Here is a 14,390-nt window from a genome sequence, read left to right on the forward strand (position 1 = left end):
AGCCAGCTAAAGTTGAAACGCCAGTAGTAACTGAAGAGCCAGCTAAAGTTGAAACGCCAGTAGTAACTGAAGAGCCAGCTAAAGTTGAAACGCCAGTAGTAACTGAAGAGCCAGCTAAAGTTGAAACACCAGTAGTAACTGAAGAGCCAGCTAAAGTTGAAACACCAGTAGTAACTGAAGAGTCAGCTAAAGTTGAAGCGCCAGTAGTAACTGAAGCTCTAACAAAAGCTGAAACTCCTGTTGTGACTAAAGCACCGCATGTTAAAACAGCGGTAACTCAAGGGTCTGCAAGTGCGCCAATGGCACAGCCTGCTCCTGTAACAGATAGCGAAGTAAAACATACATCTGTAGCAATGGCTCACGATAAACGTGAACTAGTACCAGACAGTGGTTTACGTGCGGGTTCTATCAAACCTGCTGGTCGTGCAAGTTCTGCAATGACTAAAACAATGAGTGTTGATTAATAACTAACACTTATTTAAAAGCCCCGCTATTTAATAAATAGCGGGGCTTTTTGTTTAAGCGTCTAAAAGCCTGACCGATCAAAAGACTAATACCAATCTGCTTATATATGAGGCCTATTTAACGTTAAGAAAATTACGCTAGAACTAGGCAAAAGTTTTTGTATCTAGTTATTCTAAATGAAAAATTTCTAACTGCGTTATAGTGCAATTTAATTCGTTAAATTGATCAAAGATTTATGCAGGTTGGTATATATACATAAAAGCGATGCTTTTCGCGCAAGCAAGCTTTGCGCCTACAGCCAAAAAAAGCGTGATATAAATATCACGCTATTAAATCGGGTTTAATTAAACCAAATGAGTTTACTCGCTTTCACTTTCCATAAAGCGCTGTAACTGATCTTTTAAGTTTGGCGGAATACCTTTAATTACCAGTGTATCAGTTGCCTCGTTATAAGTTACACGCTCACCTAGGTGTTTACGCTCAAAACTTACACTCACCCCCCCGCCAAGGCCTGAAAATTTAACCATACTGGTTACTGTTTTTTTATCAACGGGAAAAGTTTCTTCCAAGTCATAGCTTTGCTCTTTACAAAAACTATCAAATGGGCTGTCATCGCCTTTGCTAAGCGTAGAAGAAAGATCGCTCACACTTGCATCTTCCCCCGTGGTTACGCAGTCGTTACAGTAATCAAACACTTGTTTACGTAAGTCGTCTTTTTCTGATTTATCAAACTGTTGCTCTGATAAATAATCTTCTACTGCGCTGAGCATGACTTGGCTTTGCTGCTTAGGATCAATACCTTCTTCACACCCTAAAAAGTCTAAAAAGAAGTCTGCTACTTTGCGCCCTGCACGGCCTTTAATAAACGAAATATAGCGATTATCTTCTGCTTGTGTATCCCATGCTGTTAAATCAATTCGCGCAGCTAATTGCATACGCGAAATATCTAAATGGCGAGATGCGGCTAAATCAAGCTCAGAAGTCATTGAGTAATGCTCTTTGATATTGATCATCGCAATAAGCATGTAGTCAGTAGCTACATACTGGTAATGACAAAAAACTAAATAACCTGTTTCACTAAATGCATATTTATCCAGCTCTTCTTTTAAAACAGTAGACGCTTGCTCGGTCATATGCCAAAAACCTAGTTCGTCATTACGGTAGCTTTGCATTGCAGATGCTACAACACTGTTTTTATCACCACTAAAAGCACAGTAACCTTTACCTGGCTTACCATTGTATGCATGATGTAATTGTTCGATAAAAACGGCTACTTTATCGTTAATAACCATCTCATCATTTCGAAGGTGAATTTGCGTATCGTCGTCTTTTTTGTCTACATAATGAACGACTAGTTTTTTAACGTCTGTTGTCATCTTTGTTTTTCACGCCTCTGGTGTTAAAATACGGGAATATAACTCTTTTATTGAACCAACTGATGCCAATCTTATCAAAATACTCTAATGAAGAAGTAGAACAAATCGTCGATCAGCTTATTGATGTGCTAACTAAACACAATGCGCCGGTTGATTTAAGTCTTATGTGTTTAGGAAATTCTATCACGCATATCCTAAAAGAGCATGTACCAACAGGGAAAAGACAAGCCGTAACCGAGAACTTTGCAAAAGCACTCGCGCAGTCGGTTAAATAAAGTCTATGAATTTATCGCAGCACAATCAATTTTCATCAAAGGCTAGTCAGTTATTAAGTTGGGGGCATTGGTTTACCTTTGCCAACATTGGCTTAGCGCTATTAATTAGCTTAAGCTATTTATTTGCAGACTCGCCTCCATCAAGCTTTATCGGTATTACTTATATGCTAGTAACATGGTTAAGCCATACTAGCTTTATTGCCTTTTTAGCGTTTGTGCTGACGGTATTTCCGCTTAGTCTAATATTCCCCTACCCACGACACATTCGTGGTATGGCCGCTGTTATAGCCACTTTAGGCGCATCATTGCTTACTCTTGATGCTTACGTATATGTTAATTTAGGTTATCACCTAAATACATCAGCCTTACCTGAAATTATTTATCTACTGTGGCATCGCTTAACTAGCTCTCCTGCTTTAACAACAATTTTGGCAGGTGGGATTATGTTACTGATTTTAGGCTTTCAGTTAGTCGCAAGTAACTTTACGTGGAATCATCTTGGCCGTTTAAAACAATATAAATTTGCACGTTACGCTATTTCGTTTTTAGTTATATGCTTTGCACTTAGCCACAGCATTCATATTTGGGCTGATGCAAACTTAAAGTTTGACGTAACAAAGCAAGATAATGTGTTACCGCTTTCTTACCCAACAACGGCTAAAAGCTTACTCGCTAAGAATGACTTACTCGATATAGAAAGCTATAAACAAGCACATAATGTTAAAATAAATAACCAAAACATTAGTTATCAATTACCTGCCCCACTCGAAAAGTGCGCAGATTACACGCAGGCCAATGTTGATATTTTTGTATTTGATAACAATGAAGGATTAGCTGCATTTGTTGCTAACAACAAAAATTTGCACAAAACAGAACAATTTTTACAACCAACCAATCACGACGACACTTTATTTAGCTTAGTGTATGGCTTACCCGCCTTTTATAAAGCAGCAATATTGAATGAGCAAACATTACCTGCGTGGCAAAGCCAACGCCGAAGCATTCAGATAGATGGCGTCAAAGAATTAAGCTTTGTTAATGACCAAGCTCATAGCTCAAGTGCGATACGTATTATTAAAAGTAACGATAAGGTTGCTATAAAAGATGATAACACACATGTTTTTGCCTTTAGCCTAGCTCGTGATAAAGCAGAAGTAGTTACCACGTCAACTTTATACAGCTCAGATAAGCGTATTTCTAAGGTTGACGGGCTTATTCAACCCAGTGATTTAATTGCAACAAGTGTTGGCCAATACTTAAATTGTAAAGCAATCGCTAAACAAACAATGCTTGGTGTAAACCTATACAAGAAAAAAGACGATATGGGCGTTAACTATTCACAAGGTGTCGTAATTGCGTATAAAAAAGACAGAATTACTTTGATAGATTCTGACGGTAATTTTAAAAATATATCAGCCGCAGAAGGCTTTTCTATTGAGCAAGGTTTAGACATCCCATTTTTAGTGCAAAGTATTAAAAAGCTCAAAGCGTTTACTCAATAACTTAAAGCAACCGCTCTTACCTAGCTTGCTATAACAGTAAGCTAGGTTATAGTTTTATATTGTTTAATTAACGTGTAAAACTCACAGGGATAGACGCAATGCTTCGATTGATATACTGCTCTTTACTATTTACTAGCTTTTGCACCCTAGGCAATACAACCTATTATAAATGCGTAACCGAACATGGAACTACGTTTTCTCAATTCCCCTGTGATGATAAAGCCACTACCTATAAAGTAAGTACTACTGGTAACCAATATTCAGGCCCTAAGATTGATTATACTAAGCAGTTAAATGATCTTGAACGCGAAAGGCTGCTATCTGGCTTAGAGTCAGAACTTAGAAGTAATAACCATAAACTGGCAATACTCGATAGAGAAAAGCAGCGAGCTGAATACAAACAGCAAGAGCGGCTAAATCATATATTAGCTGAAGATGATAAAAAACGGATTACTAAAGATATAACCAAAAAACTAAAAGTAATTAATCAAAATTACAAAAAAGACGTTGCAGCGATTACAAAACATATTAAAAAACTCGAAAAGAAAATAGCTCGATACCAATAAATATACCTCAACTGTTTTGGTTATTTCACTACATCAGCAGCTATTCGTAATATTGAATTGAAAATAAAAAGAGTAAATTGCTGGAAGGTCATTTAGCAGCACCCAGGTTACTTAGAATTTATCTTGGTTTTAAACTAAAAATAACATACCCTTAACACAATAGAGCATAAGCTCTAAGATGTATTAAGGAGTTGATATGCAACCATGCCAGATTGCAGAGCTAATTTTAACAGGCTTTAAAAAGCACTATCAGCTATTTCAAAAAATAACAGCTAAAGCACCGATGGCTTTTGCTCAACAAGATTGGCAAGCAATTAATGATATTAGCCGTTTACGCATAAGTTATTATGATGATCGTGTTAACGAAACTACACTCATATTAAAACAACAAAATCCAACCGAGCAACTCGATGAAACACTTTGGCTAGATGTAAAAAAAGCATACCAGCAATATTTATGCTTTCATCCTCAAGCTGAATTAGCCGAAACTTTTTATAACTCTGTATTTTGCAGACTGTACCATAGGCGCTATTTTCATAATGATTTTATCTTTGTTGAGGCCTCATTAAAAGATGCGCCATCCGTGCCTGTAGAAGCCGAGTATAGAACTTACTTCCCAGTTGTTGAGGGTTTAAAACCGACAATAAAACACATTATTAATCACTTTGATTTTAAAGCTCCCTTTGTCAATTTAGAGCGTGATATTCGCCTGCTCGTAAAAGCATTTTATAAACAAGCACCTGATACTCACCATCAACCTTGGCAGATGCGTTTCGATATATTACACACCCCTTTTTATCGTAATAAAGCAGCTTATATAGTTGGCCGTGTGGTGTCACAAAGTGGTGTTCAGCCTTTTATTATTGCCGTATTACATAATGAAGATAATGGGCTCTATTTAGATGCGCTCTTAACTAAATCATCTCAAATGCGAGTTATTTTTGGCTTTGCTCGTGCTTATTTTATGGTAGAAACACATGCGCCTTCTGCGTTGGTGCGCTTTTTAAATCAGTTAATGCCTAATAAAACATTGGCCGAACTCTACAACGCAATAGGCTTTCACAAACAAGGCAAAACAGAGTTTTATCGTGAGTTTTTAAGCCACTTGTTACACTCAAATGACGAGTTTACTATTGCCCCCGGCACACCTGGCATGGTGATGATGGTATTTACTCTCCCCTCCTTTGGTTATGTGTTTAAAGTAATAAAAGATAAATTTGGCGAGAGCAAACCTTTTGGCCGTGATACTGTTCTAAAGCGTTATCAACTCGTAAAAAGTCACGATCGCGTAGGCAGAATGGCCGACACAATAGAGTATTCTAACGTCGTATTTCCTTTAGCGCGTTTTGATAGTAATTTACTTGAGCAGTTACACAAAACAATAGGCTCATCTATGATCATCGAAGGCGATTGGTTGATCATCAAGCATCTTTATATAGAAAGACGCATGAAACCGCTTAATTTGTTTTTAGAAAGTGCCAGCGAAGAAAGCGCGGCTGACGCAATAGAAGAATACGGCCAAGCGTTAAAAGAAATGATTGCCGTAAATATTTTTCCAGGTGATATGCTTTTAAAAAACTTTGGCGTTAGTAAGCATAAACGCATTATATTTTATGATTACGATGAAGTTCAGTACTTAACAGATATGAACTTTAGAGCCCTACCAAAGGCCAAAAGCTACGACGATTACTTAACCGATGAGCAAAGTTATTCTGTTGCTCCACAAGATGTATTTCCAGAGCAACTTTGTACATTTGTAATGCCAAACCCTATGTATAAAAAGTTTTTACTCAGTACTCACCCAGAACTAATAGATGTTAGTTATTGGAAGCAAGCGCAACAAAATATAAAAAATGGGCAGGTAAGTCATATTTATCCCTACCCGACAGCACAGCGCTTTATTCACCACTGGTAAGCGCTAAAGGACACACACAATGAATATAAGTAAAATAGATTTAAATTTACTGGTTTACCTCGACACATTACTACGAGAATGCAACGTAACGCGTGCTGCCAATCAGCTAAGTATAACGCAACCTGCAATGAGTAATGGGCTTAAACGTCTTCGTAACTTATTTAACGACCCCATTTTAGTGCGTACTAGCGATGGTATGGTACCTACTGAGCGCGCTATTGAGCTTCAACCGGTTATTCGTGGCATACTAATGACCCTCGAAGAAACCCTTGCGCCTAATCGCGAGTTTGAAGCAAGCCAAAGTAAACGTGTGTTTAGAATAATGGCAAGCGACTACGCAGCCAGTACCTTAGCACCAAAGCTTTTAAGTAAATTACATGAAGAAGCCCCCGATACAACCTTAGATATACTTACACCCAGTGATGTAACGTTTCATGATGTTGAAAATGGTAAAGTAGATATGGCTATTAATCGCTTTGAAAATTTACCGCAATCTTTTCACCATAAACGTATATGGAAAGACAGCTTTTGTTGCTTGGTAAAAGCAGATAACCCAATTATTAAAAATTTCAGTCTCGACAGCTATTTAAAAGCTCGCCATATATGGGTAAGTAAAACAGGTTTTGGTGTAGGTGTGGGTATGGACCCTAAAGATGTTCAAAAACTAGGTTGGGTTGACGAAGCGCTCGCTCACTTTGGAAAACATCGCAATATTGCCACCTTTACGCGTAATTACCATGTAGCTATTCACCTAGCGAAAGAGAAAAACTTAATTGCAACCTTACCCTCAAAAGCCGCTAATATTTATTTAGATGATCCGGGCCTTAAAATATTAGAGCCACCGTTTCCTATCCCACCGTTTGAGCTGGATATGATTTGGAGCCCGCTTTTACATCGTGATGCTAGCCATATTTGGCTACGTCAAAAAGTAGCCGAAGTAGCTGAAGAGCTTAAATAACCTTATTACACGACATAATGTAAAAATTGCTAGGTTTGATCTACTCACCTAAGCCTAGCAATCCATAACACCCATTTAAACCATTACTAATCAAGCAGTTAAATAAAATAAAAAACATTGGAACGTGCTTTGCTTTTATTAAATTGAACGATACATTCATTTAATAAAAGAGGTCATTATGAACACCCATCAAGGAACAGAAGTAAATCATATTACTGACATCATCCAAGTTATGAACAGCGGCATCGATTTTTATCAAAAAGCACAAGAGAAAGTAGAGGACCCTGCTATTGGTGCACTTTTTCAACGTATGATAGATGCCCGAAAAGTGAGTGTAGAACGCTTACAACCTTATGCAATTAACGAAAAAGGTGAACGAGAAGACGGCTCATCTTTTGCCGTTGAAGCAAGACGTGCTTATACATCACTGCTAACAACTTTTAGCTCGCATAACGATAGTACATACGTAAAAGAGCTTGAAGAAGTTGAGGATAAGACGCTTGACGAAATTAAAACTGCAATGGATAAGCCGCAACCTGCTGACTGTGAAGCAGCTCTTGCTAAAACCTTATTAACGATGCAAAGCTGTCATGCTGAAATGAGCCGCATGCAAAAACACTAAAAGCAATAGCATAAACTACAACCCAGCTTTTTAGCTGGGTTTTTTATTGGCAAGTAATGGCGTGAGCAGAACACGAACCCTTGCTCAGTTTCTACTTATTGTGATCATGTAGAAGCAACTATTAGCCCATTACACTCTAATCTCGCGTCTTGATTAAACTTCCCCTAGATTGAACAAATTTCAATCCGCAAAGTTCAACACGCCCTAATAAACTTAGAACAAGTAACCAATAATCTTGCGATGTTTTCGGCTAAATACAAAGTAAGTGCTGTACTTATTAAGGCTCACGAAAACAGTAAACATAATACATTAATGAGAGTAATGGATAATATTAAAGAGTATGAAGATTACACTATTAGCTTAGTATACAAAAAACGTAGTTATACATTGATGGTAAACCAAAAAAAGGGCCTTACGGCCCTTAGAGTTAAATAACGAAAGGGAGTGTTATTAATTAAAAGCGGTATTCTGCGCCTACATAGTAGTACGCACCATTAAAACCAAATGGCGCTGAGCGACGTGAGTATTCAAATACACCTGAGCTGCTGACAATTGTATTACCGTTTGCATCTACAATAGTCCCTGAGCGAGAGTTACCAATTTCGTTTTTATCTGGGTATACGTCAAACAAATTGTTTGCACCAATATTTACCGATAAATCTTCAGTAACAAAGTAATTAACTTTAACATCAGTTAATATTTCTGCGCCGTAAGTTTGGCGACCACCATCTTCCACTGTGTACTCGCCAAAACGGTTAAGTGATAAGTTTACTGTCCAATCATCGCGCTGATAAAGTGCACTTAAATTAATACGGTCTTCTGGTTGCCATTCTTCAATAATCGAAATTTCTTGATCAGAGAATACATCTTCTACTGGCACGGTTTCGAGACCTGAGCCTGATGGCGTAAATAACGATACAACATCCGTCTCAGTAAAGTTAGCCGCTAGGGTAAAATCAAGCGTGCCACCAAAACCTTCGGTGTTCCATGTTGCAACAAAATCGATACCCGAAGTCTCAGTATCTGCACCATTTAAGAAAAATTGGCCAGCGCCTGCGCCTGAGCTAAGTAGTGCAGCATCTAAGCTTGAAGAAAGCCCTTTGCCTAAACGGTTACTAATTACAATACGGTCGTCAATATCAATTGAGTAGTAATCAACAGTTACATTAATGTTGTCTGTTACGTTGTAAACAATACCTAAACTGCGGTTTTGCGATTTTTCTTCTTTTAGTTTTGGAATACCTAAACTTTGTGCAAGTGTAGAGTCATTTCTAAATGTACCAACTTCCTCAGCAACTAAAGAACCATCTTCTGCAACTACAAACTGTGTACTGATATTATTAAAGTATAATTGCTGCATTGAAGGCGCTCTAAAACCAGAGCTTAATGCACCACGTAATGAAATATCGTCAGTAACAGCCCAATTACCTGCAAGTTTAAAGTTTACAGTGTCACCAAAGCCTTTGTAGTTATCGTAGCGAAGTGCACCCGATAAAATAACATCTTCGATTATGTAAGTTTCTGCATCTAGGTAAAACGAAATCACATCGCGCGACTCATCAACTGACGATGCAGGAGATGAACCGCCAAAACCTTGTGTACCGCCAGATGCATCTTCAGAGCCCACACCGCCATTCAAACCATTATAAATACTAACTCCATTTAATGTATCGTAATCCCGATATGCATATTCACTGCCTTCTAAAATTCGATACTCATCAGTACGAATTTCAGCACCCATAGCAAGTGAGTAGTCATCAAAGTTTTGAGTGAAATCAATATTGATTGTTTGCAGTGATAATTCCATGCCATAAGCATACGCTTCACGAGGAATAGTTGATCGGATATCTGCAGCGCTTAAGCCTTGATCGTAACGTAAAAAGTTAGCGTAAGAGGCGTTAATTGTGTCGCTTGTTGTGTAGTCAATGCTATTTTCACCGTATGTGTACGATAAATCTAAGCTAGCATCGTTATCAAATTCAGTTTTATAACCAAAGTTGTATGACACATCATCAATCGTTGTATTAATTTTTGGCAAAAAGCCTAATGGAATAGTCGCATCATTGTCTTGTAGTACAGGGTTACCGCCCGCATTTGCATTATGACGGAAAAATGCTGCGGATTCATTATCACGCGCTGAGTACGTAATAAAGCCATAAAGCTCGCCATCACCTAACTCATAACCCGTATTAACGGTTAAGCCAAATTGCTGAGAGTCTGCATCACCTATTCTAAACGTGTCTCTATCAACTGTTAGTTCGCGCGGATCACCGGCGAGTAAAGTGCCATCACTTAACTCAGTACAGCCGTAAAACTGACATGAGCCATGTAAACCTGCACGGTTTGTAGGCGAGCGGTCACGATAATTAATTGTGGTGTTTAAATAACCATCATCGCCTAATGCAAAGCCCTTGTTGAAATCAATGTTAATTGTTTCGCCATCACCTTCTGAATACTCGCCGTAATTGATGGCCGCTTTGCCACCTTCGCTCGCATCTTTAAGTACAATATTAATAACACCCGCAATAGCATCAGAGCCATATTGTGCTGCAGCTCCATCACGAAGTACTTCAATACGTTTAATAGCCGATGCTGGAATAGCGTTCATATCGGTACCCGCAGTACCACGGCCTACCGATGTATTAATATGAATGATACTTGCTTGATGGCGACGTTTACCGTTGATCAATACGAGTGTTTGATCTGGACCTAAACCACGTAATGTTGCAGGTCTTAATGCATCGGTACCGTCACTAATTGACGAACTTGAAAAGTTAAATGAAGGTGCAATAGATTGAAGCATACGGCCAACTTCTGTTTGGCCTGTGTTTTCAAGTGCTTCGGCACTTAAAATATCTACTGGAACAGGTAAATCCTCTACTGAACGGCCCGCTACGCGGCTACCAACAATAGCAATTTTTTCGATTTTTTCTTGAGCAACTTCTTCTGCTGCATTTACACCTTGTGAGTTTGTTGCAAGTAAAGCTGGTAATACTGCTGCACTGACCACTGAAAGCTTCATCATGTTGTTATCATTCCTGTTGATTTGTTTGAGTTTTATACTCAGTAAACCATTTTGATCAACAACCGCATCGAGCTCAGTCCCACCTAGTAATGCTTCGAGTGCATCTAACTGAGTGTAAAATCCATAAACTGAATTTGCATTATATTGCTTCGCCAACTCATAAGAAAACACCACTGTTTGCTCTGTTTGTTTAGCATATTCAATTAAGGCTTTATCTGCTCGCTGCGCTTTTATATCAAATTGCACCATTTGCCCAGTAGTTTGAGTTGCAGCTTGCACACTTAAGCTAAATAAAGCTGGAGCAAGCACACTCAAACCACCCAATAAATGCGTTTGGTTACTGCGCAACTTATACAAACAGCTGACAAACGGAAATCCTCTATTAAATACTTTCTTTTTTTTAATGTTTTTTTTACTTAATGTATTTATAGGTGCAACTTTAGCTAACATTAATTTGATGTGCATAACGTCTACTTATGATTCTTTGTGGTGTTTTAGCGTTACTACATGCTCACCTAAACGCTCATGTTCAATCGAAAAATTAGTTTGTAAGCTTTCTAATAATCCTTCAACATCACCCGCTTTAAAAACACCGGCTACTTTGATACTTGCCAACTCATCAGACGACAACTCAAATCGAGTCGATGTGTATCTACTTACTTCATTTAGTGCATCACTTAGTTGTTCACCATTAAAAATAAGCATGCCATTTTGCCAAGCTAAATCACGTTGAACATCACCCATCGAAAGCTGAGTAATAGGCTTTGTAACACTTTGCTCTATAATTGCTTTTTCGCCAGAGATAACAATATTGGCGTTAATTTGACGTACTTTATGATTGCTATTATCTGCTTGCTGATAATCTTTAAAGTCGTTAGCATCAACTGCTACGCTAGGGTCAGTAATCATAACTTTGCCCTCGGTCACCACAAGCTCTAAATCTGATGACGTGTTGCGCTGCACATTAAACACCGTGCCAAGTGCCGTAAAACTTTTATCACCTGCCATAACACTAAACGGACGTGTTGCATCTTTAGCTACATTAAAACGCCCCTCCCCTCTGCTTAGCAACAACTGTCTGCGGCCTTTACTGTATGCAACTTCTAGTAAACTATTGGTGTTAAGCTGCACTATGGTGCCATCGGGCAGTACATAAGTGGCCTGCTCACCAACCTTAGTTTTATATATTTTGGTGTAATTTATTCTAGCTAGCTCCTGGTTATACCCGCTTTCTAAATTAATTAATAAGTGGCTACACACCATTAATGCAGCAAATAAACTTGCAGCAATTGAGTATGAAAACATCCACTTCTTTTTAGATTCTTTAGTGCTGTTATGTTGAGGAAATAAATTACTTAACTCATTTAATACAGATAACTCATCCCACAATTGGGCTAATTCATAAATAGCATCTTGGTGAGCTGTACTTTGCATCATCCATAATTTAAATTGCTCTTTTTCATCATCAGTTAAACCGCGATCAATTGCGCTTATCCAATCGCATGATTTCTCTAAAATTAAATTTTTTGAATTAAATTGATGAACATTACTCATTCTACAACCCTCCCTACTGATATAGGATGAGCTTGTGCTTTAGGGCGAATTTCACCACGGTGTTCATGCTCGCGCATATAAAGCGTGGTCTGTAATAATCCCTTTGCAATGTGTTTTTCAACAGTGCTTTGACTTAGCTGCATTTGTTCTGCTATCTCTTTTTGGCTCATACCGTAGACTTTTTTTAATATAAAGCATTTGCGAATAGACGAGCTTAATTGCTCTGTAGCTCTACAAAAAAGTAAAAAGCGCTCTTTAGATGTGTATTCATCTTCGAGCTGCATTGATTTGAGTAATACGGGTAATTCGTTATCGTGCTCTAACGAATCATTAAATTTGTTGTCCCATTTAGCAATATGATTAAGTGCTAAGTGCTTTGCTGTTTTAAGCATATAACTGCGGGTAAACTGGATGTCTTGCTTTAAATCGGCTTCATAGCTTTTTACAAAGGTTTCTTGCACAATGTCTTCTACGTCATCGGGCTGAACTATACGCGACACAAAGCGTTTGAGTTGGCTAGAAATATCAACAAATGTCGACGTAAATGTTATTTTTTTCGTCATCTTGAACTAGCACCTGTTGTTATTTTTATTACCGATAGGTTACGAGTTTTTGACATAAAAACAAGCTCAAATGTTAATTTGGGGTTATTAAAATGGATAAGAAGATAAATGAGTAAATTTTTAGATTATATTCGACTTAGTTTTTTTGCATGCGGGTTGCTGCTAGGGGTACAAATTCCGGCCTTTGTGACCGATTTTGGGCAAGCGCTGAATGCGCAATTGATTGAAGCAAATAACGCAATTTCTCCGTTTAAAAATGATGCCCAAAAATACTTTAAAAACGATTTAAATAAGCTAATAAAACACTATAAAAATTTAGGGGATGACATTATTGGTAAAGGCGCTGAACATATCAGCATGCTTAACATGCGCCAGCAATCTCTTGAATCAGCGGTTAAAAAATTTGAGCAATCGCCTTACATTTTTACTCTCACGAGTAGCTTAAACGATATAAAGCAACAAGTATGGCAGCGCTTTGAGGGCCATATAATACTAAAAAAAGCCTCTATAATAGCGGCTGTTATTAGCGCCATTATAATTGCTGTGCTTGCTGAGTTATTTGGTTTTTTATTTATGTTAGGATTAAAGCGCGGATGTAAGAAATTATTCGCAGCTAACGAATAGTGATTTCATAAATTCATAAAACACATCTGTTTTACGGGTAGTTAAACTGTTTTGCGGGCGTAAAAACCAAACCGGAGCATCATCTTGTGCCATTACCCCAGGCATAACTTCAACCAAAATACCATTTTTAAGATCTTCATTAATCGCTATTTTTGATTTTATAGCAATACCATGACCAGAAATGGCCGCTTGTGTCATGTTATCGGAGTTTGAAATAGTAAAACGGGTTTTAGCATTAAAGGTATGTATTTTTTTGTGTTCGTCAAAAAGCTTTAACTGGCGTTGCCACGGCAGGCAAACCCAATAATGTTCACTCAATTGCGTTAAATTTTCAGGCATGCCGTACTTTTCTATATAGCTAGGGGCTGCACAAAGTATACGACTATTGTTTACGATTTTACGAGAAAGTAATCCTGAGTCATTTAATTTTCCTACCCTAATTGCCACATCTTGTGCGTCATCAACCACATTTACAAAATGATCCGTTATTAAGAAATCAAGCTTTAGTTCAGGGTAAGCTTGCTCAAACTCATTAAGTTTAGGCATTACATATTTTGAAAAAACCCAAGGCGGCATGGTCACGCGTAGTAAACCACTTACCGATGAGCTTCGGGCACCAATACTGTGCTCAGCGTCATGTAAAGCTTCTATTATTGCCCCCACTCGGCTATAAAATAACTCCCCAGCCGGGGATAACCTTACTCTCCTACTGTCTCTAAATACTAAAACAGTGGCAAGTTCTCGCTCTAGTTTACTGAGTCTATGACTTACAGTTGCGGGTGATAGTCGCTGCTCACGCGCTGCAGCTAATACCCCTTTATTTTCTACCACAGCAATGAAGGTTTCTAGGTCACTTAAATTGTACATTGGCTAGCTTAGGTATGTTTTCAATGTTTAATATTTTCGAATGAAGCTTTCAGTTTTGCAATGTTTATTTAAATAACT

At 38.1% G+C, this 14,390-nt stretch carries 13 protein-coding genes and 1 pseudogene; 9 read left to right on the forward strand and 5 right to left on the reverse strand.

Features of this window, described 5'->3' with window-relative positions:
- Positions 1 to 464: pseudogene (locus V6260_RS15640) on the forward strand (ribonuclease E); the annotation flags it as partial.
- Positions 465 to 824: 360 nt separating this feature from the next.
- Here the strand turns inward: V6260_RS15640 and yejK are convergent.
- Positions 825 to 1,841, reverse strand: coding sequence for a nucleoid-associated protein YejK (gene yejK / locus V6260_RS15645; protein ID WP_341595040.1), 1,017 nt, complete (start codon positions 1,839 to 1,841; stop codon positions 825 to 827).
- A 62-nt stretch (positions 1,842 to 1,903) separates the two neighbouring features.
- Between yejK and V6260_RS15650 the strand changes: the two genes are divergently transcribed.
- The 7 genes from V6260_RS15650 to V6260_RS15680 all read left to right on the forward strand — a co-directional run bounded on the left by V6260_RS15650 (position 1,904) and on the right by V6260_RS15680 (position 8,114).
- Entirely contained in the window at positions 1,904 to 2,116 is a 213-nt protein-coding gene (locus V6260_RS15650; RefSeq protein WP_002961475.1) for a DUF1414 domain-containing protein, read from the forward strand.
- A 5-nt stretch (positions 2,117 to 2,121) separates the two neighbouring features.
- Positions 2,122 to 3,618: a DUF3413 domain-containing protein gene (locus V6260_RS15655; RefSeq protein ID WP_341595041.1), complete on the forward strand. Its 1,497-nt coding sequence runs from the start codon at positions 2,122 to 2,124 to the stop codon at positions 3,616 to 3,618.
- A 98-nt stretch (positions 3,619 to 3,716) separates the two neighbouring features.
- The gene (locus V6260_RS15660) at positions 3,717 to 4,184 is read left to right on the forward strand and encodes a DUF4124 domain-containing protein (RefSeq protein WP_211000498.1); all 468 of its coding nucleotides are present in this window, start codon (positions 3,717 to 3,719) and stop codon (positions 4,182 to 4,184) included.
- A 196-nt stretch (positions 4,185 to 4,380) separates the two neighbouring features.
- Positions 4,381 to 6,099: a bifunctional isocitrate dehydrogenase kinase/phosphatase gene (gene aceK, locus V6260_RS15665; protein ID WP_341595042.1), complete on the forward strand. Its 1,719-nt coding sequence runs from the start codon at positions 4,381 to 4,383 to the stop codon at positions 6,097 to 6,099.
- Positions 6,100 to 6,118: 19 nt separating this feature from the next.
- Entirely contained in the window at positions 6,119 to 7,057 is a 939-nt protein-coding gene (locus V6260_RS15670; RefSeq protein WP_341595043.1) for a LysR family transcriptional regulator, read from the forward strand.
- Between the two features lie 178 nt (positions 7,058 to 7,235).
- Complete coding sequence (locus tag V6260_RS15675) at positions 7,236 to 7,679, forward strand: ferritin-like domain-containing protein (RefSeq protein WP_211000495.1); 444 nt, start codon at positions 7,236 to 7,238, stop codon at positions 7,677 to 7,679.
- A gap of 207 nt (positions 7,680 to 7,886) precedes the next feature.
- A complete protein-coding gene (locus V6260_RS15680; protein ID WP_341595078.1) occupies positions 7,887 to 8,114 on the forward strand; it encodes a biopolymer transporter ExbD in 228 nt (75 codons plus the stop codon).
- Positions 8,115 to 8,133: 19 nt separating this feature from the next.
- Here V6260_RS15680 and V6260_RS15685 read toward each other — a convergent pair whose 3' ends face one another.
- From V6260_RS15685 to V6260_RS15695, 3 genes are read right to left on the reverse strand one after another with little or no spacing between them, the layout of a single operon-like run.
- Positions 8,134 to 11,169, reverse strand: coding sequence for a TonB-dependent receptor (locus V6260_RS15685; protein WP_341595044.1), 3,036 nt, complete (start codon positions 11,167 to 11,169; stop codon positions 8,134 to 8,136).
- A gap of 9 nt (positions 11,170 to 11,178) precedes the next feature.
- A complete protein-coding gene (locus V6260_RS15690) occupies positions 11,179 to 12,258 on the reverse strand; it encodes a FecR family protein (RefSeq protein WP_341595045.1) in 1,080 nt (359 codons plus the stop codon).
- Entirely contained in the window at positions 12,255 to 12,821 is a 567-nt protein-coding gene (locus tag V6260_RS15695; RefSeq protein WP_341595046.1) for an RNA polymerase sigma factor, read from the reverse strand. Before V6260_RS15695 ends, V6260_RS15690 begins: the two co-directional genes overlap by 4 nt.
- 108 nt (positions 12,822 to 12,929) lie before the next feature.
- Between V6260_RS15695 and V6260_RS15700 the strand changes: the two genes are divergently transcribed.
- Positions 12,930 to 13,445, forward strand: a complete 516-nt coding sequence (locus V6260_RS15700; RefSeq protein ID WP_341595047.1) for a DUF2937 family protein — start codon at positions 12,930 to 12,932, stop codon at positions 13,443 to 13,445.
- On the opposite strand, the gene V6260_RS15705 is transcribed toward V6260_RS15700, so the two are convergent.
- Entirely contained in the window at positions 13,425 to 14,312 is an 888-nt protein-coding gene (locus V6260_RS15705) for a LysR family transcriptional regulator (RefSeq protein WP_341595048.1), read from the reverse strand. The genes V6260_RS15700 and V6260_RS15705 overlap by 21 nt on opposite strands.
- Positions 14,313 to 14,390 lie beyond the last annotated feature (78 nt).

The organism is Pseudoalteromonas aliena, assembly GCF_038155085.1.
Classification (GTDB): Bacteria; Pseudomonadota; Gammaproteobacteria; order Enterobacterales; family Alteromonadaceae; genus Pseudoalteromonas; species Pseudoalteromonas aliena_A.